The sequence below is a fragment of the Alteromonas sp. KUL49 genome (assembly GCF_006538345.1).
GTDB lineage: Bacteria > Pseudomonadota > Gammaproteobacteria > Enterobacterales > Alteromonadaceae > Alteromonas.
Genome location: NZ_BJKL01000005.1, coordinates 290,189 through 308,477, shown reverse-complemented (window position 1 = coordinate 308,477; position 18,289 = coordinate 290,189). Strand labels below are relative to the sequence as shown.

Annotated in this window: 22 protein-coding genes; 8 read left to right on the top strand and 14 right to left on the bottom strand. The window is 45.0% G+C overall.

Going from position 1 to position 18,289, the window contains the following annotated elements; all coding sequences use genetic code 11:
- The first annotated feature begins 54 nt into the window (after nt 1-54).
- Complete coding sequence (gene nadB / locus EYS00_RS11185) at nt 55-1,716, top strand: L-aspartate oxidase (protein WP_130636620.1); 1,662 nt, start codon at nt 55-57, stop codon at nt 1,714-1,716.
- 30 nt (nt 1,717-1,746) lie between these two features.
- Here nadB and EYS00_RS11180 read toward each other — a convergent pair whose 3' ends face one another.
- Genes EYS00_RS11180 through EYS00_RS11170 form a run of 3 tightly spaced genes read right to left on the bottom strand, consistent with a single transcriptional unit; the run spans nt 1,747 to nt 3,321 of the window.
- Nucleotides 1,747-2,547, bottom strand: coding sequence for a MaoC/PaaZ C-terminal domain-containing protein (locus tag EYS00_RS11180; protein ID WP_242618736.1), 801 nt, complete (start codon nt 2,545-2,547; stop codon nt 1,747-1,749).
- A 56-nt stretch (nt 2,548-2,603) separates the two neighbouring features.
- Nucleotides 2,604-3,083 carry a protein YgfX gene (locus tag EYS00_RS11175; RefSeq protein ID WP_307723741.1) on the bottom strand — a complete coding sequence of 160 codons (480 nt, stop codon included), beginning with the start codon at nt 3,081-3,083 and terminating at the stop codon, nt 2,604-2,606.
- Nucleotides 3,070-3,321, bottom strand: coding sequence for a succinate dehydrogenase assembly factor 2 (locus EYS00_RS11170; protein WP_130636682.1), 252 nt, complete (start codon nt 3,319-3,321; stop codon nt 3,070-3,072). The genes EYS00_RS11175 and EYS00_RS11170 overlap by 14 nt, the downstream gene beginning before the upstream one ends.
- Before the next feature lie 205 nt (nt 3,322-3,526).
- Here EYS00_RS11170 and EYS00_RS11165 point away from each other — a divergent pair, with 205 nt between their 5' ends.
- Together EYS00_RS11165 and EYS00_RS11160 are read left to right on the top strand one after the other, a co-directional pair.
- Nucleotides 3,527-4,522 carry a folate-binding protein YgfZ gene (locus EYS00_RS11165; protein WP_130636617.1) on the top strand — a complete coding sequence of 332 codons (996 nt, stop codon included), beginning with the start codon at nt 3,527-3,529 and terminating at the stop codon, nt 4,520-4,522.
- A gap of 89 nt (nt 4,523-4,611) precedes the next feature.
- Nucleotides 4,612-5,118 (top strand): peptidylprolyl isomerase, encoded by a 507-nt coding sequence (locus EYS00_RS11160; RefSeq protein WP_130636616.1) that lies wholly within the window; start codon nt 4,612-4,614, stop codon nt 5,116-5,118.
- Nucleotides 5,119-5,181: 63 nt separating this feature from the next.
- Here the strand turns inward: EYS00_RS11160 and EYS00_RS11155 are convergent, their stop codons facing one another.
- Both EYS00_RS11155 and nadE read right to left on the bottom strand, forming a co-directional pair.
- Nucleotides 5,182-5,520, bottom strand: coding sequence for a P-II family nitrogen regulator (locus tag EYS00_RS11155; RefSeq protein WP_130636615.1), 339 nt, complete (start codon nt 5,518-5,520; stop codon nt 5,182-5,184).
- A 5-nt stretch (nt 5,521-5,525) separates the two neighbouring features.
- On the bottom strand, nt 5,526-6,359 hold the full coding sequence (gene nadE, locus EYS00_RS11150; protein WP_130636681.1) for an ammonia-dependent NAD(+) synthetase: 834 nt from the start codon (nt 6,357-6,359) through the stop codon (nt 5,526-5,528).
- Between the two features lie 276 nt (nt 6,360-6,635).
- Here nadE and EYS00_RS11145 point away from each other — a divergent pair, with 276 nt between their 5' ends.
- A complete protein-coding gene (locus tag EYS00_RS11145; RefSeq protein ID WP_130636614.1) occupies nt 6,636-7,211 on the top strand; it encodes a GspH/FimT family protein in 576 nt (191 codons plus the stop codon).
- Here EYS00_RS11145 and EYS00_RS11140 read toward each other — a convergent pair.
- Together EYS00_RS11140 and EYS00_RS21275 are read right to left on the bottom strand one after the other, a co-directional pair.
- A complete protein-coding gene (locus EYS00_RS11140; RefSeq protein WP_130636613.1) occupies nt 7,208-7,450 on the bottom strand; it encodes a hypothetical protein in 243 nt (80 codons plus the stop codon). The two genes, EYS00_RS11145 and EYS00_RS11140, sit on opposite strands and share 4 nt — an antisense overlap.
- Nucleotides 7,447-7,614, bottom strand: coding sequence for a prepilin-type N-terminal cleavage/methylation domain-containing protein (locus tag EYS00_RS21275; RefSeq protein ID WP_130636612.1), 168 nt, complete (start codon nt 7,612-7,614; stop codon nt 7,447-7,449). The genes EYS00_RS11140 and EYS00_RS21275 overlap by 4 nt, the downstream gene beginning before the upstream one ends.
- Nucleotides 7,615-7,741: 127 nt before the next feature.
- On the opposite strand from EYS00_RS21275, the gene EYS00_RS11130 reads away from it, so the two are divergent.
- From EYS00_RS11130 to EYS00_RS11115, 4 genes are read left to right on the top strand one after another with little or no spacing between them, the layout of a single operon-like run.
- Complete coding sequence (locus tag EYS00_RS11130) at nt 7,742-8,224, top strand: Tfp pilus assembly protein FimT/FimU (protein ID WP_130636611.1); 483 nt, start codon at nt 7,742-7,744, stop codon at nt 8,222-8,224.
- Between the two features lie 20 nt (nt 8,225-8,244).
- Nucleotides 8,245-8,817: a hypothetical protein gene (locus EYS00_RS11125; RefSeq protein WP_130636610.1), complete on the top strand. Its 573-nt coding sequence runs from the start codon at nt 8,245-8,247 to the stop codon at nt 8,815-8,817.
- Entirely contained in the window at nt 8,807-9,679 is an 873-nt protein-coding gene (locus EYS00_RS11120; RefSeq protein ID WP_130636609.1) for a hypothetical protein, read from the top strand. Before EYS00_RS11125 ends, EYS00_RS11120 begins: the two co-directional genes overlap by 11 nt.
- Entirely contained in the window at nt 9,663-10,091 is a 429-nt protein-coding gene (locus tag EYS00_RS11115) for a hypothetical protein (RefSeq protein ID WP_130636608.1), read from the top strand. Before EYS00_RS11120 ends, EYS00_RS11115 begins: the two co-directional genes overlap by 17 nt.
- On the opposite strand, the gene EYS00_RS11110 is transcribed toward EYS00_RS11115, so the two are convergent.
- The 7 genes from EYS00_RS11110 to fkpB form a co-directional block, all read right to left on the bottom strand.
- The gene (locus EYS00_RS11110) at nt 10,088-10,555 is read right to left on the bottom strand and encodes a type IV pilin protein (RefSeq protein WP_130636607.1); all 468 of its coding nucleotides are present in this window, start codon (nt 10,553-10,555) and stop codon (nt 10,088-10,090) included. The genes EYS00_RS11115 and EYS00_RS11110 overlap by 4 nt on opposite strands.
- Nucleotides 10,552-14,631, bottom strand: a complete 4,080-nt coding sequence (locus EYS00_RS11105) for a PilC/PilY family type IV pilus protein (RefSeq protein ID WP_130636606.1) — start codon at nt 14,629-14,631, stop codon at nt 10,552-10,554. The genes EYS00_RS11110 and EYS00_RS11105 overlap by 4 nt, the downstream gene beginning before the upstream one ends.
- A 9-nt stretch (nt 14,632-14,640) precedes the next feature.
- A complete protein-coding gene (locus EYS00_RS11100; protein ID WP_130636605.1) occupies nt 14,641-15,204 on the bottom strand; it encodes a PilX N-terminal domain-containing pilus assembly protein in 564 nt (187 codons plus the stop codon).
- The gene (locus EYS00_RS11095) at nt 15,201-16,040 is read right to left on the bottom strand and encodes a PilW family protein (protein ID WP_130636604.1); all 840 of its coding nucleotides are present in this window, start codon (nt 16,038-16,040) and stop codon (nt 15,201-15,203) included. The genes EYS00_RS11100 and EYS00_RS11095 overlap by 4 nt, the downstream gene beginning before the upstream one ends.
- Complete coding sequence (pilV, locus tag EYS00_RS11090; protein ID WP_130636603.1) at nt 16,037-16,672, bottom strand: type IV pilus modification protein PilV; 636 nt, start codon at nt 16,670-16,672, stop codon at nt 16,037-16,039. Before pilV ends, EYS00_RS11095 begins: the two co-directional genes overlap by 4 nt.
- A gap of 195 nt (nt 16,673-16,867) precedes the next feature.
- A complete protein-coding gene (ispH, locus tag EYS00_RS11085) occupies nt 16,868-17,812 on the bottom strand; it encodes a 4-hydroxy-3-methylbut-2-enyl diphosphate reductase (RefSeq protein WP_130636602.1) in 945 nt (314 codons plus the stop codon).
- Nucleotides 17,813-17,826: 14 nt separating this feature from the next.
- On the bottom strand, nt 17,827-18,282 hold the full coding sequence (gene fkpB, locus EYS00_RS11080; protein ID WP_130636601.1) for an FKBP-type peptidyl-prolyl cis-trans isomerase: 456 nt from the start codon (nt 18,280-18,282) through the stop codon (nt 17,827-17,829).
- Nucleotides 18,283-18,289 lie beyond the last annotated feature (7 nt).

Below are 18,289 nucleotides of genomic sequence, written 5' to 3'. Positions count from 1 at the left end.
ACCCCTATCCATTAGACTTGCCGAACCTAGCTTCTTCATATGCTTGTAAAATACATGAAATCAGTGTCCTCTTCATTAACTTCCAGTTCAAATGCCATAGAACATCGTTGCGACGTACTTATTATCGGTAGTGGCGCAGCTGGTTTAAGTCTTGCACTAAAGCTTGCAGACCATTGCCAAGTCATCGTTTTGAGTAAAAGCGATCGTAATGAGGGCTCTACTCGGTATGCACAAGGTGGTATTGCCGCAGTATTTGACGAGCAAGATTCGATAGAAGCGCACGTTAGAGATACATTGAAAGCTGGTGGTGATCTATGCGAGGAAAAAGCAGTGCGGTTTACCGCAGAAAAAGCCAAAGAAGCACTAAGCTGGCTAATTGAATACGGTGTCCCTTTTGACACTGAAACTACAGAATCAGGCGAAGAGCGGTTCCACCTTACCCGAGAGGGTGGCCACAGCCACAGACGTATACTCCATGCTGCGGATGCAACGGGTGAAGCACTTCAAATTACTCTGAATGATGCCGTTTCGGTGCATCCTAATATTCATATATTTGAACGCTACAATGCAATTGATCTGATTCCATCCAAAACACAAAAAGGGCACTGTACCGGTGCGTATGTATGGAACCGTCAACAAGAACACGTAGAAGTTATTCGTGCTCCATTTATTGCGCTGGCAACAGGCGGTGGTAGTAAAGTTTATCAATACACCTCTAATCCAGATGTGTCGAGCGGTGATGGTATTGCGATGGCTTGGCGCGCAGGATGCCGTGTTGCCAACATGGAGTTCAATCAGTTTCATCCGACCTGCCTATACCATCCACAAGCGAGAAACTTTTTAATTACCGAAGCGCTTCGAGGTGAAGGTGCTAACTTGTGTCACGCCGATGGTACACGGTTCATGAAAAAGTTTGATGAGCGCGGTGATTTAGCGCCCCGAGACGTTGTAGCCCGAGCCATTGACTACGAGATGAAACGGCTTGGTCAAGACTGTATGTACTTGGATATTAGTCATAAACCAGCAGACTTTATCGTTAAGCACTTCCCTAATATATACCGCAAGTGTCGCTCACTAGGTATCGACATTACCCGAGAGCCAATACCCGTGGTGCCTGCAGCGCATTACAGTTGTGGTGGAGTGATGACCGACTTTAATGCTAAAACCGACCTTGAAAATGTATATGCCATTGGCGAAGTCGCCTACACGGGCTTACACGGCGCGAATCGGATGGCATCAAACTCGCTGCTAGAGTGTATTGTATTTGCTCGCTCAGCCGCTGAGCACATTTTGCAACGACTCAATACGGTTACCTACGAAGAACCTATTCCACCTTGGGATGAAAGCCAAGTATCTGATTCTGACGAAGAAGTAATCATCCAACACAACTGGCATGAGCTTCGTTTATTTATGTGGGATTACGTAGGTATTGTTCGCACAGACAAGCGACTAGAGCGAGCTATGCGTCGTATCAAACTTCTTGAACAAGAAATCCACGAGTACTACGCCCACTTCAAAGTGAGTAACAACCTATTAGAACTGCGTAATTTGGTTACCGTGGCGGAACTAATTGTGCGTTGCGCCATGCAACGAAAAGAAAGCCGAGGGCTTCATTTTAATCTGGATCACCCCAACCAAATAGAGGACGCGAAACCTACTGTTCTCAAACCCAAAGGTTCCAAAAACGAATGCACCGTAGGCTCACTAACTACTTGAGCACGATGTAAAGCATTAGCTATCGACCACTTACTTCAAACAAAGCTTGGCAGAGAGATGGGTTTCTGTATGAGACGAGTCTGCAACGCTAATGTCGATAATATGGTCAGTCTTTGAGTGCTGGAGAACCTCTATACTGCTCGGTAAGGGAATAGGACGCTTGAAACTGCATTGAATTTCTGTAATTTCACCCGTTACCGCAGTAGCCGCAGAGGAGATACTTTGAGCGAGCGTCCACATACCATGAGCTATTGGTTGCTTAAAGCCAAAAAGCTTGGCAGTAGCACCGAATAAATGAATAGGATTATAGTCACCGGAAATCTTAGCGTAACTTCTTCCAATGTCGCCTGGTACAGACAAAGCAGTTAGCACGCTGGTAGGCGCAGTGGCTAGCGTTGGCTCGTTGTTCGCTGTCTTGGGTTTTGGCGAAACATGCACTGCTTTAACTTTCACAAGGTAACTACTTACCGCGTTATACACCATCATTCCGTTTTGAAGTGCATCGAGAGAGATATCAACCACCCACCCCTTGCTGTGCGGACTGACTTTTGTATATTTTACGCGACATTCAAAAGGGGCCGACATAGAGAGCGTGCCACATACGTTAACTTGATTTTCAACGTGGACTAGCCCCAATAAAGGAAATGGACTTTTTTTGTCGAGTAGACATTGCATCTGAAGCTCTAGTGACATCATTTGCAAATACAAAGGGTGCACATACATCGATGTTTGCCACCCCACCAGCTCACAAAATTTTTGATAGTGGGTTTGTGATAAATGTAGCGTCTCAGAATATATCCTCGCCGGTAAAACAGGCGGTTTAAATTGCATGAGCTGTCTTTTATCAACACGTTTAAACAGTGCTCGAGAATACTCACGAAACATGACTAGGTAGCTCCATTGTTAGTCTTACGTTGTGTAGCAAGCACAATTCGCGCAAGTCGACGATAATTTGCTTCACTGCACTCACTCTTCAATACCCATAAATCTCTATTTGACTGTCCATTTTCAGGTAACACTTTCACCTTCAAATACAGTCCCCAGTATGTCAGCTTGGAAGATGGTGACAATTCACCCTCGATTGGAGTACAGCTTCTTTGGTCGTTGTGATTTTCTGACTGACTCAGGGATATTCGTCCATTGTCCTGCAACAAGATGACAGTGTTTTGAATCATAGGTTGCAGACAACAGTGGCTGTATACAGCCAACGTCAGCATAAACAACACTACTAGGGTCAATGCTGGGTCAATCCATGTCCAAAACGTCCAAGGCATTGCCACAAAGGCAATCCAGGTATTAAGTACAGGTAACATAGGGGTCAAGCGTCTTAAAGATGCTTTACTTACGTCTATCCTATACTTTGACACGGTTCAAGATGCGACTGACCATATCGGCCAACTCAGGGTCATCACACTTTTGGTGCCCCATAAACCAGGCAAAAAGGTCTGGATCATCACAAGTTAGAAGTCGCTCAAAAATCTCTTGTTGTTCGAAGGTTAAACTATCAAACGCCGCCTCAACGAACGGGAGTAGCAAAACATCTAATTCCAACATTCCACGGCGGCACGCCCACTTCAATCTAGCCAATCGTTTCGGTTCAAACATACTTATCTTCATCAGATTACTTTCTCCTTATAATACCACGGGGCTAGTTATTCGATCACTGCCCTTTTGAGCGTTAGATGTGATAGTCCCCATTTTTTTACCGAATAGATGACAAAATTCGCTTTAACCCGTCCTTCCCCCTTGATAAACGAATGAATTCCCCTACTTTGTCATGTAGTCAATATATTTATTTTTAGAGTTAACAATGCAAAAGCTCAATCACCTAAGCGACTTACCTACCAGCTACGCCATATCACTTACAGAGCATTCAGTTATTACGCTAGTTGGAGAACAAGCGTCTCAGTATCTTCACAGTCAAGTCACCGTGAACATTGAGGCCCTGAGCGAAAATCAAGTGCGTTGGTCGGCCCATTGTGACAACAAAGGTAAAGCATGGTCGGTGTCGCAGATATGCCGATTTAATGACACGTTACTCATGTTAATCAATACGAGTGCTTGTAAAGCATCACTGACCGAACTTAAAAAATACGGCGTGTTTTCTAAGGTGGACATTACTGATAGCAGTACCAACTTCAAACAGTACTTTGTGAGTGCAGATATCGCAAAATTGCTGCTGTCTAATGAATTTGAAAGCTTGCCTCAAGAACCAATGCAAAGCGTGGTTGGTAGTAATGGATTGCTGTTTAAATCCGACATCAACGAAAATGGCTATTATGTTGTGTTAACCCAAGATGCAGGTATTAATTTTGAGGCGCAACTCAACGAGCAAGATATTCCCCAATTTGGGCCTGAAGTTTACGCTGCGATGTCAATAACTAGCGCTCGCGCCGATATAGAGGAAGTAAACGGCGCAGAGTTTGTCCCTCAAATGTTAAACGTACAAGCCATTAATGGTATCGACTTCGATAAAGGCTGTTACATGGGACAAGAGGTGGTGGCTCGAACACGATTCTTGGGTAAAAACAAACGCGCAGCATTTTCTTTCAAAGTTCCCCAATCGCTCTCAATAAACGTGGGAGACACTATCGAAAAACAACTCGGTGAAAACTGGCGCCGAGGTGGCACTGTGGTTAAAGTCGCGCGTTTAGGCGCTGAGACCCACTTTATGGCCGTATTGCCTAACGACACCACAACACAAGACAATTTCAGATTGCACGACACTAGCGACACAAGTTTTGGTGCACTTCCACTGCCCTATAGTATCGAGCAAGCTGCCAGTAATATTAAACGCAAGCGCTAAACCAAGTTGATCAAGTAAACCATTTAGATCAATAAACGTGTACAATTAACCTATACTAGAGCCACACGGCACAACCATCAGGAATAACTATGACTATAAAAGCCGACAGCGTCGTCACACTTCATTACACCGTTTCTACAGAAGACGGTACGACGCTAGACTCTTCGGTAGATAAAGCACCTTTGGTCGTTTTACTGGGTAATAACTTTCTCATTGAAGGGCTAGAAGACGCACTTGTTGGTAAAGCAAAGGGCGATGAATTTTCTGTCACTGCTCCGCCAGAGAAGGCTTATGGCGAGCGCATTGACACGCTAGTTCAACAAGTTCCTCGTTCAATGTTTGAAGGTATGGACGTTGAAGTAGGTATGTCGTTTAGAGCGACGACTGAAGAAGGCGAACAGTCAGTGATTATTATTGACGTTACCGACGAAGAAGTGGTAGTTGACGGAAACCATCCATTAGCCGGTATCCCATTAACCTTTGACGTTAACGTCATTGATGTTCGTGAGCCAACCATGGAAGAGCTTGAGAAAGGTCAGGCTATCACCGAAAAATCGTGCTGCGACGATGAAGGTTGCAGTAACAAAAAACACTAACAACAAAAAAGCCCGATAACCTCACTCAGTTATCGGGCTTTTCCTATATTCAGCACATTGGCACTAAATGGCTTCTTCGCCAGTCTCTCCTGTACGGATACGTAGCGCACTCTCTACCGAGTACACGAAAATCTTACCGTCACCAATTTTTCCTGTTTTCGCTGATGCCTCAATCGCTTCGATAGCTTTTTCAACGATATCGTCTGCTAGTACAAGTTCAAGCTTCATTTTCGGTAGAAAATCCACTTGGTATTCAGCACCGCGGTATAACTCAGTGTGGCCTTTTTGACGTCCAAAGCCTTTAACTTCGGTCACTGTCATACCTGTAATACCAGCCTCAGATAACGCCTCTCGAACATCGTCGAGTTTAAATGGTTTGATTATCGCTTCAATTTTTTTCATGTCGACTACTCATCATATACCGTAGGGATTGGAATGCGCTTGTGTTGCGTACGCTCGTAAATGTATAGCAATTTCTCTTCGACTTGAGCAGGCACATCACGACCTTCTAAAAAGTCATCGATTTGATCGTATGTCATACCTAACGCTTGCTCATCCGCTTTTTGTGGCGTTAAAGATTCTAAGTCTGCGGTGGGCGCTTTGGTAATAATAGTTTGAGGCGCACCCAAGTGCTCTGCAATTTGTCGAACCTGCCGCTTACTCAACCCAAACAGCGGTGCTAAATCACACGCGCCATCACCATATTTAGTATAGAAACCAGTGATATTTTCTGCAGAATGATCTGTGCCAAGAACCAAACCATCAACCATACCAGCAATTTCGTACTGAATGACCATACGAGTTCTTGCTTTCACATTACCCTTAACAAAGTCTCGCTTTGCTGCACTTTCAGGTAATAAACCTGCCGCACTGAGTGCGTCGCTGGTACTTTGATGAATAGCGTCTGCACCTGGTTGAACATTTACCGCGATAGACTGAGAAGGAGAGATAAACGCTACAGCTTGCTGCGCATCGTCTTCATCTGCTTGGGTTTGGTAAGGCAGTCGCACAGCAATGAACTGGTAAGACTCATGATTTTCTTGGTTTAACTCATCAACGGCTAGCTGAGCCAACTTACCTAAGGTACAAGAATCTATACCACCGCTGATTCCTAATACCAAAGCATTTAACCCTGAATGAAGGAGCTGTTTCTTAATGAAAGACACGCGACGAGTAACTTCATAGTTCACGTCGATCTCAGGCAGCACTCTCATCTCATCAATAACTGCTTGTTTTTGCATCATAATGTCCACGTAATTGTAAGGCGTCCTGATTATTGAGTTTACGACAAACAAAAAAGAATGTCAGTAGAAATAGCGCTTATGACGGCTTTTTTAGAAACCAAAGGCAAAGGAGCGCTGTAGAGCTTTGTATATTTCTTAATGCTAGGTTTTTACGTGCCATACCCAAAAATCGCTCAAGTAGTTTAGGCTATTAATGTGGGCACTGAAATACCGCAGCGTACCCGTTCATTTTTACAGTGTTAGATTAACCAATAGTTGAGCAACATCAAACCCATGTGCATCAAATGTAATTTCACGAATACACACCCAAAGCAACACGGCGCGACAGTGCTTGAGATGCTGGTATCTGTGACGATTATATCGATACTATTGTCGTTGGTAACGCCTACCACTCAGCACATACTAACCACTAATCGTATTGTGGCTGATATTAATAGTTTAAGCACCATCACCCAGCGAGGGCAGTTTTCAGCGGTGAACGAACAGATGACGGTAACCTTGTGTCCTACGCAGAATTACTCTACCTGCACGACATCTTGGTCAAATGCAAAGATGTTGTTTTCTGACGCCAATGAAAATGGACAAAGAGATTCTAATGAAGCCCTTATCGCTACTTCTGATCCACTAAACAGCAGCAATATTATTTCAGGTATATCCAGTCCCGTTATTTTTTCTGCTTCAGGAACTATTAATCAAAATACCATCATCGTAGTGTGCCCATCTGATAAAAACAGGTCATATGCCTCAGGGCTCATACTGTCATTTTTTGGTCGAATAGCCACTGCAATAGATAGCAATGGTGATGGATTCAAAGAAGATACGTCCGGCGAAGCACTGAGTTGTATCTAAATACAAGGGGAAACGCTACCAACACTGTGATGGGCCTCTATCGTGGGGAGTGACCCAAATCCGCTTGCATTCATGCCCAGGAGGTAAAAACACAAATTCACCCTGTATTGGTAGGTATGCTGTTCAGTCACTTGAATATGAATATCTGCAGCGTCGCTGCTGATAAAAGCGTTTCCATCATCATGGGAGTAGTGCCCATGATGCAAGTAATAACGTTGTTCTGACAACTGCAAACTCACGAGTGCTGCTTTAACTTCATAGAACAGCGTTTTTGTTGGTAGACATCATAGTATAACATCGATAGGCTGGCTAAAATCCCCCCCAATGTGCATGTCACCAGCAATTCAACTAAGCTAAAACCTTTGCTTTGCCCATATCTATTCTTTGAGAAATTCACCGCCATAGTACAGCTCCATTGTTAGCCCAAGCAATTTAATATGAGTTCAGACTATGTGGATTGAACAGTAAAGATAAGTGAACTAAGTATGGGGAATACGGGGAATGTTACACGACTCAATGGATACTCATTAATGGAGTGTTTGATCGCGACGTCGTTGGTGTTGATATCCTCGGCCCTTGCAGCTCCTTCGTTATCGAGCTGGTTTGAAAAGCAAGATCTCAAGAATGCTCTGATACATACTGCTCTTTTTATTAAACAGGCGAGAAATGAAGCGATAGCTCAAAGTATGAGTGTGAACATTGTAGTTGACCCCTCCCGTGAAGGGTGTATTGGAGCCACCTTGAACACCACGTGTGATTGCTTTGCTCCATCGTCCTGTGAAGTAAAATCTATACCTCGTTCTATCCAGTTTGAAAAATACAACACTTCGGTGCGCTTAAGCGTTCCGCAAAAGATTCATATGCAGTGGGATAAACTCCACGGATTCGTTGATGGGCCAGGATTTACTGTTGGACTGAATAATAATGAACATAGTGGAAAGGTGATTATCAGCACCTTGGGACGAGTTCGCTTTTGCAGTGAACAGGTGATGCTTGGCATCGCTCCATGCTAAGTATACCGAGAGGACTCTCATTGACAGAGAGCGTGATTGCACTGTTCATCGGTGTGAGTGTAGTAATTGCGAGTACCTCTGCTTCACTGCACCTGCATCACAAAATAACCACGCTAACGCACAGTATGCAAATACAAGAAGAGTGGCTGACTCTCACCCAATTTATCACCTCTCAACTTCAAAGGGCCGGGTATCGTGCAATGAATATCTCTGACGTAATTGCAGTTACTCACTCCCCTGCGCTACCGGTCGTCATATCCAAACATCCATTAAGTGCACAAAACTCATGTGTTCTGTTTTCTAATGATAAAGATCGCGATGGCCAATGGTCGACAAAGTCGCCGTCTGAACACTTGGGCTTCCGACTTTACAATCAAGCCCTTGAATACCGAGTTTCAAACAAGGCATGCCACGCAGCTGGTTGGTTTGATATGACAGATCCGAACACTACCTCGGTAAGTAAATTCGATATAAAAGTAGCACATCAAGAACGAGACTTTGTACTGCTGGGTATCACCTTGCACTTGAACCACAAAGACTGTGATGCCAAGGCACATCATCAGTTTTTTGTGAAGGTGCAACATGCTTGGTAAGCAAACTTTTGATCAGCCCTCTGTGGCCAAAGGCGCAGTTGCCACAACAACAGTATTACTACTCACCGCTCTGCTAACAGGTGCACTCATTTACGCCTTAACCACTATCACGTCGCTCACCTATCAAGTACATCATCACAGAAAGTACTTTGCTGCTATGAGTGAAATAGAATTCCAGATCAACAGGATTGCTGAACAATTAAGGCAAAACAGTCCAGAGGCACTTGAGTTGCCAACAACAACCATAGTGACCGAAACTCCGTTACTTGGTCGTAATGACGCACCATTGACCCACTTTACGATAGAGGTGGCGTCTCTCGAATTACCCCTGTCGGTGTCACAAGAATACCTGCGTTATCCAGCCCTGCTTTCACTGCCATCCGCCCACTCTACCAATTTATCTGATCAGTATTTGTCTTCTATGCTAAGCACCATGTTTAATAGAAAACTTGAGGACTTTTCGCCAAGTTACTTTCCGCAGGTAGTCATTTCCTCGCAGTGCGACTTAACGATAACAGAGGCCGTAATATGGCATCACGGTAACTGCGATGTAACCTTGAGTGGTGATATTGGAACTTTTAATGCCCCCTTATTGATTGTTATCGAGGGTGGCGATTTAAATATTGATGGCTTGGGGGTTCTGTGGGGTTTAATTCTACTACTCGACAGACGCGATTTACGCGAGCCAAGCGCAACATTTAGTCATGGAACAGCGCTTAGGGGCGCAGTGGTCAGTAACGTTAATTATCAGATAGCAGGACAAACAACCTTTAATCACAATGTGCTGAAGCAACTCCAACAGTCTTCTTATTTGGCTAAAATCATCCCCGTTCCCGGAAGTTGGCATGATGATATTCAATAAAAGAGGCGCTGCATTAGTTGATGTAATGGTCGCTAGTTCACTTTTTATTGCTTCGTTTCTTGGTGCAACAAAACTTTTCTATTCCACACTTCATGGGTGGCGAACCATGGACCACTTCGTAGTACTCACACTTCACGGGCAAAAAGTCGGAGCCACAGACTATGAAAGTCACACCGCTTCACTGAGCAGTATTGATTCAATAATAATATCTTCAACTAGTAAATCATCAGTAGAGAGTGCTAATACAGTGTACCTACAGCACGAAATCAATACCTCACCAATTAACGCTATGCTCAATATAGCGCCTATGACGACAAAAAGTTATTCATCACAAGCCTATGACGCATGCTGGGAAGATGTTGTGATGCTCTCGCCTTCAGAGGTGCAGAATGAGATTTCTACTACTTACTAACATACCCAGCAAAACTCTGCTGTATCTAAAACGCCATTATTGTTCTCGTCCCAGCCTTTTCGACCATCGCTAAAAAAATATAGTGCTCCATCGTCTGACTGCAATGAAGTGCTCACTGGCGTTGCTTTTATCTCAAACCCCGTGGCATCGGCAGACACAATAGTTAAATCATAACGCTTGTTTGCAACGTTTTCCGATGATGGTGAATAACTCGAAAATATGGACGGTGTACCTGTGTCTGCCCCGTTCTGTGCCGCTCCCTCGTAGCTGAATTCACCGGTGTAGTGACGCTCCATGGCAGCCGCTAGTGCGAGTAAATCTGCTTGTCCTCTACTGCGGTATCCGTCGGACAAAAAACCTTGGTAGGTGGGATAAGCGACACTAGTTACAATACCAATAATCACTACCACTATCATAAGTTCAATAAGTGAAAAACCACGTTGGAGGTGTATAAACTGCTTCATTGTGACGTTGCCCTTTCAGTTTCTGAAGTCCAGCTACCTCGCTGTACTCGTTCAAATTTACCGTATATGTTTTCTACTAAGCACGCGAAGGACGAAGTACAGGCCAACGCATTGCCGTCTTGATCAAATTTAGCCACAGCAGATGCACACTCGGTTCCCAAGCACACCACAGGATTTATCATTTCTTCTATCAGAATTTTGGTTTCTGGCGCTATACCGGTTTGCTTTAAGTCAGCCGCTCTATCCTGCTCATCGAGCACGCCATTGTTGTTTAGGTCGTCAACCGCATTTCCGTTAAACATGTTGACCAAGTAGGCTCTACTACTTCCTGTGGGCGGTGCACATGCACTTGTGCTGCTTACAGCAGGCACATAGGTAGTGAAGAACACCTTGTAATCGAGAATGAGTGGGGATGCCAACACCTTTTCGCCGCCGGTAGTTAAGCGAATAAACCAGCCTTGTTTGTTCGCGAATTCACTGGACGCTAAACCTTGTGCGGTACTATCTGTGCTAGTTAGCGCGTGATTTGTGGCATCATACAAACTGGTTGGCGTTATACTGGTTGGGTAGGTGTAGTAACCGTCGTTGTCGCGACGAAATACACCATCGTCTTTAATAAAGTAGAAAGCATCTTCAACGGTAACATCAAGAGGAGATGCCCTCCATCCACTACCAATCGCCACGCCGTAATAGAGCTCTTCTCCTAGGGCGACTTCGGTAACATCTGGTCCGTAGAAGAATCGACGGTTTTCGACAGCAGTCTCACCGCCAAAGTCTGCGAGTCGTTGCCCTTTGACAAAATTAGTCCCGGATTGACCATTGTATATGTCCATCCTGAAAACTTGTCCGCCCATATCCGCAGCGTACATATGGTCTGCGTATCCATCGTTATCTCGGTCTATCACCGAGATACGCCCCGGAATACTGTAGTTCATTTCACTGATGGTGAGGTCAGCGTTGGCATTACTCGCTTGCCAAATAAGATCCCCTGTATCTGCATCAAACATAAATACAGCGTTACCTACCGAATCTGGACTGCGAATAGCTTTATCATCTTGTGACTCGTCATAGCCACCACCAATAATCATCACATTTTTGTCTTGATTGCCGTAACGTACTTTGGTGATGGTGGGACGAGACCAGCTTTGTCCAAGTTTCTCAAGTCCCTCAGAGCCACCTTGAATTTGAAACACTAGACGAGGTGAGGTTTTATTGGTGACGTCAAAGACGAAGTAGTCTCGCCCGCCTCTCCTCATACCAAGGTAAAGGTAAGTATCAGAGCCAATGGTACGCAATACCATGTCGCCATCTAATCCGTAAATATGGTCGAAGGTAGATACATTCTCGTAGAAGTGCTGCAGATTAGGCAGTAGCGATTTGGGCATAATGGCAAAGTTTTCCTCACCCGAACTCGCATCAATGGAATGAAGCATGCCATGGTTTGTCGCAACAAATATCGCTGAATCCGTATTGCTATAATTTACGATAACGGGTTGAGAGTGGATAGGATCGCCCATTTGAAGACGTACATCTGATGTATCTCCGTCACCGTCGCTATCTCGCACATCGACACCTCTAGCCCATTTCAGCAACGTATTGCGCAGACTTTCCGGATCGTATTCTTCTTCTATGCCTAAATCCGCGCTGGTAATACTGTTATTGGATTCATGCAACGCATTCGACGATTGCACTATGTTGCCCTCACCGTCAAATACATAAAGGTTTCTTGAACTATTGAGTAAACTTGCGGCTCCACCTTCTCTCACATCATTTCCATCGGTGAGTACCGACCAAAAACTGTGTGAATTTTCGGAGAAGAATCCAGTAACACTGTCTACCGCATCTAAACCGTTTTTATCGAGTACGGTGTCGGCTCTCAGTTGATAACGTTTGAGGTTACCAGGCCAAATGGCGCCCTCAGCAGGTTTAAATAGAGCGAAGTAAAGCTCATCTCTGTGGGTCAATCGGTTAAGTTGGTTTACCGCCACCCCGGGAGAAACGAACGTAGCATTAATGTCTTTTACCGACCGTAAAATAGTATTAAACGCATCAAGCAGTTCAGTGCTGTTTTCGGCGCGATAGAAGCCACCGCCGCTTTGTATAGCAAGCTGATTAAGAAAATTGTTTGCTGTGTTGTTAGCAGCAAAGCCAATGGTGTGGGTAATGATTCTTCGGTCAATAACCGATGTATCTCTATCACTCACGTTCCTGACTAAGTCCAAACCACATTTTTCACCACCACTCCCCGTACAGCTCGTTCCTAGCAGGGTTTGAATTTCTCCCACGCTGTGGTTGTTGTTTGCCTCGCCATCGGACAATAGAACAATATGATTATTGGTTTGACACTGTAGGTCTGTGACCGGAGAGATATAGGTGGCACCACTCGGGATATACTCTCCCATACAATCACTGTCAGACAAGTCACTCTCAGAGCACCCTGAAGGCCTTACTGCATCAGCACCAATGTAACTGTTTCGATGACTCACTCGAGTGTTTCGTCGAACCGAAGAAGACACATAGCTATTACCTCGCGTAAGACCATAATCCACGTCTAGGCCACCGTAATAACTCACGGCTTCGTATAAGGTATCGACAATAGGCGTATAGCCACTGGCACTGAGTTCATCAACTTTACTAATCAGATGGTCTCTAACCGTTGAGGATGCGCCAGGGGTGGCATTACCGCGGTATTTGACGACTAAACGAGGTGCATAAGATGGACGGTCTCGCGCACTATAGGCCCCCCGATAACTCGTAAAGTCACTTAAAACAAAGCCAAGGGCATTGCCGGGCTGCCAACTTCCTCGACTGGTAATATGTGACACAATAGAAGAAACATCTGGAGATTGAATATCATTTCTTCGCCTAAAATTAGGCATTGTCCAAGTGACACCAGAGGTCTTTGGCGTGTCCCTCAAACGATAACGGCGAGATGATGAAAAGTCATCGACGTCATCTTCATCAATACCTCGAATCAACATGCTGGCATTACTATCTGAGTAGCTGTCGTAGGCGGTAAATTCTAGGTAGGCTTCGGTGATGGTTGCACCTTGAGGAATATTGACGTTTTCAAACCGAATACCAATGTAACTGTTGTAGTAAGAGTAAAACGTTAGCTCAGCCCCCGTACTGTCATACCCGCGTGTCGTCTCTTCAAGGTTGTCATCATTAGACGATATTTGATAGATGCCTTCACCAGCGACACAACCTGTAGCTGTGCTATCGTCATAAGTAAGTACTAACTGAGGAGAACTTCCCTGCCCTTGATCATACGAACGAGCTAGTCGACTGCTCGAAGGGTCAAGCCCTTCCCCCTCAATGAGTAGGGTTAGTGCGTCTCCACCACACCATCCCGACAAATCAACAACCTCTTGAACAACATCGGAAAAGTCAGGCGTTGTGGCAATATCATTAGATACGGGAAATTCATTGTCACTGTTCCATTCCAAATAGGCCGCCGTGGTAACACGATTCGAAAGATCGCTATTGTTTGACGAAAACTCTGCACTGTCTGCATTGGCCTCAGCGCGAATGGTAAGCTCTGCAGGAGATACGCTAAACTGTGCTGAGGTAAATCGCAGATATGCACTGGTAATGGTTGCGCCTTGGGGCACGTTGATGTCCTCAAATCTAAGCCCAGTAGTCACTGTACTTGTCCCAAGACTCAAAATAAGACTACTTGAACCAAGGTTAACACTACCATTTATCTCATAGGCATCATGAGCACTCTGATCTGTCGAATTCACCAATTCGGCGCTCAACACATCATCAACGCCACGAATAGGAAACAGTACGGGCCCACCATAATCAGAAAACCTCATTAACCCCGCATTAATGTTGGTAGACGATCCTAGCGCTGTTTTCAGGGCATTCTGCACTCTCAGCATTCTAGATTCACCAGTGCCATCGGTGTTTGTCATACTTCCTGAGGTATCCATAATGAACAACACGTTGGGGTTGTATGTTACCGCTGATGAAGAGGTGCCGAGATAAATATCTAAATCATCGCCCCATGCCGCAAAACCAATACAGAAAAACAGCGCCGAAAAACAACCTGTGCGAATAATATTAAACATGTGTCTACCTCACTGAGACGCCGGCGCGAAGACCGATGCTGCTAGGGTGTTTGCCACCACAGTATTTTTGCCATCAACATGTCCACAGCCGCGGATAATAAAAACATGGCATGTAATATTGCTGCCGCCAATGACATTGCTCGATCCTCGACACGCTTGTTCGGTGACAAACGCAGTTTTAGACCAACTCGTGGTGCGCGGACTGGACTGATAAACACCCACCGCAGTGTGCTGCTGTCCGGTAGTCAAACCATTCTCTGTCACTTGGCGATTCGTCCAACTTTCATTGTCATAGCAACTCAACGCATTATTGTCAGGGTCAAACACATTGCCTTGTCTCGCTTGAGAGAGGGGGTCGATAACGTCGTCATCAGAGAGGAGAATTTCATCTTCAGATTCGAAAAACACACCGGCAATGGCTGCCTCTGCCGCATCAAATGCCAGTCCCTGCTGCTGCATCGACACTGCCATTTTTGATTGAGAGAAACTGCTGGAAACCGCACCAACGCCTAAAATAGTAAGTGACAAGAGTACAAGTAATGCGAGTACCAACACTAAGCCTTGTTGTTTCATTGGGCGCTCCTCACAAAGTTCTTCATATTCCGCAAAGAGAGGGTTTTGGAAAATGCTTGATAATAATGGTCAGTCGAGAGTTCTAGGGCGCCTTCATTGAGCACAGAAATAATTGGAGAAGCGTCGAGCTGAACCTCGTTTTGATAGCTTTGAATCACAAAGCCCCAGCGTAAAGCTACGACCTGTTTGTTTTCAGCTCTCAACCCTTCAACCTGATCAGCGGTAACATACGAGACGGCTTGGCCTGAGGCGTTAGCTCCGTTGTCGCTTACGCCATATTGCATCTGAAATGAAATCAAGTTATCCAGTAGTGTAATGGTTACAGGTGTCACAGTTTGCTGTTTCAAGCCCCGTAAAACTCGACCGTCGTAGCCGGTACACATGAAGGTATCATTGGAGACAAAATAGTGATTTACCACGTGGAATTCACTGTTATACCCATGATTATTACCAGTGCAATCTTGGCGCGCGAGAAGATTGATCACCAGATTATCATTGCTACCGTTAGCCCCCTGACTACTACCGAGTTCATCATCTGACACATAGTCGCCAGGTATGACTATGGGTTTATTTTGTAGAAAAGCAGCCTCAGCAACTAGATCTACCGTTGCATCGATATCTGACACAATAAAATCATAACGACCAATTTCATTGAGCTCACTAGTGAGCCTATTAGAAAGAAACCTCCCAGCGCTTTGTACTTGTGCCACCGCTTCGTTGAGTTTGCTCGTGACACTGGCACTCACTAGCACTTGAATGACAGCACCAGAAATCACGAGTCCAAGCGCCAACGCGACCATTGTTTCTACTAGGGAAAATCCGCTTTGTCGCTTCATAATGTCACATCCTTGATAACACAGTTGTAGCTATCGCCGGAATTTGGATTACATCGAGCGTTTAAATTATAGGTATTGTTTCCACCAGAATTGACTGGCCAGCGCAATTGAATTGTGAGTCTAGAGCCAGCACTGCAGGTGTAAATATCCGTATTGTCGTTGTCCGTACAACTCAGCGACACTTGCGTTTGAGGATTAGTTTGAATAGCAGCACACGACACCGCCCAGCCATCATACTGAGCCATTTGTGCTTCATTGCACTCTCCCGACTCGCAATTTGGTACATTGGCTGGAGTGGCTTGGCAATAACACACCGAAGCTTTGGCCCCTGATGTACAACTCAGCCCGGCAAAGTTGTAATTTGACGATGAAAAGTATTGGTTGTTCACAACAACGCCATCACCAACCGTGGCTGGTCTTGCTGCAACTCTCAATCGTTCAACAATTTGAGAAGCCACAATATCGGCTTGCGTGCGGCTGATGGCATCCTTGTTAGCAAATGAGCCAGTGAATTGCAGAGCCGCCACACCTAACAAACCAACAGACAGAATAACCAAGGTAACCAGTACCTCAATTAAACCTACGCCGTATTGCAGGTGTTTTTGGTTGTTTTTAAAAGCTTGCCCACGCATAGAAAACCCACTTCGCTCACATACCTCGATTGATTAAGGCACTTTATTAGTCTAGAGCAAAAAAGTAGACCGCTGGGTATTACAAGAGATTAGTAGGTATGCAAAGGAATAGTTTGAGGGCGTTGCATTGGATAACAACGAAGGTAATAACGCCATAGCGTGCCTTATGCAAAGCACGCTATGTCTAAGGAATGACTAGCTAACTTGCTTAACTCTCAGCTCTTTTGGCACCGCGAATTCAACGTTTTCTTCACGACCAGAGCGCTCAGTAGCCTTTTCAGCTCCCCACTCCATAAGTCGATTCACAACACCTTGAACAAGTACTTCAGGCGCTGATGCACCTGCAGTAATGCCAATATGTTGTACGTTTTCAAGCCATTGCTTTTGAACACAATTGGCATCGGCAATAAGGTATGCGGTTGCGCCCACCTTCTCAGCTAGTTCGCGCAAGCGATTAGAGTTAGAACTGTTTTGTGCGCCAACCACAAGCAATACATCACAATCTTGTGCTAATTCACGTACTGAATCCTGACGGTTTTGCGTAGCATAGCAAATATCATCTTTACGAGGGCCCTGTATCTCAGGGAAGCGAGCGCGCAAGGCATCGATAACATCAGCAGTGTCATCCACAGAGAGAGTAGTCTGGCTACAATAGTAAAGGTTAGAGGGGTCTTTTACTTCAAGGGTAGCAACATCAGCCTCTGATTCTACGAGGTAAATACCACCGTCATCGTTACTGTATTGTCCCATGGTACCTTCCACCTCTGGGTGTCCAGCATGTCCAATCAAAATACATTCAGTACCCGTTTTGCTGGCACGAGTCACTTCCATATGTACTTTAGTGACAAGAGGACAAGTAGCGTCAAAAACTTTTAGTCCACGACGGGTTGCTTCCTTTCTTACTGCTTGAGATACACCGTGAGCTGAGAAAATAACAATATTATCATCGGGCACTTCGTGTAGTTCATCAACGAAAACAGCGCCGCGTTCCCTTAACCCCTCTACCACAAACTTGTTGTGTACCACTTCATGACGAACGTAAATAGGCGGTTGAAACATCTCCAGCGCACGTTCAACAATCGTGATTGCACGGTCAACACCGGCACAAAATCCTCTGGGGTTAGCAAGGTGTATTTGCATAACAGCTATCTACTCTACTGAAGGTTAGTGGGTTTAACGTCGATAATCTCAACATCGAAAATTACCGTTTGGCCAGCCAATGGGTGATTAAAATCTACAGTAACAGAATCACCAGCCACACTGCGAATGATACCTGGTATCTCTGAACCATCAGGCTGAGAGAATGCTAAAATCATTCCCTCTTCCACTTCCAAATCTGCGCCGAAGCGACTCTTTTCCATGTAGTGAATATTGTTGGGATTTGGCTCACCGAAGGCGTCGTTAGCCGATAACGTAAATGACTTTTTATCTCCAGCTTTAAGCCCCAACAAACAATCTTCAAAGTTGGCGGTAAGACTTCCGTCACCCATCACTAGTTTTGCGGGCTTGTTATTCACTCGTGTACTATCTGCGGCAGATCCATCTTCCAACTTTAAATCGAAGTGTAAGATCACTTCACTCGATGCATCAATTACCATTGAATCTGTCATTATCAAT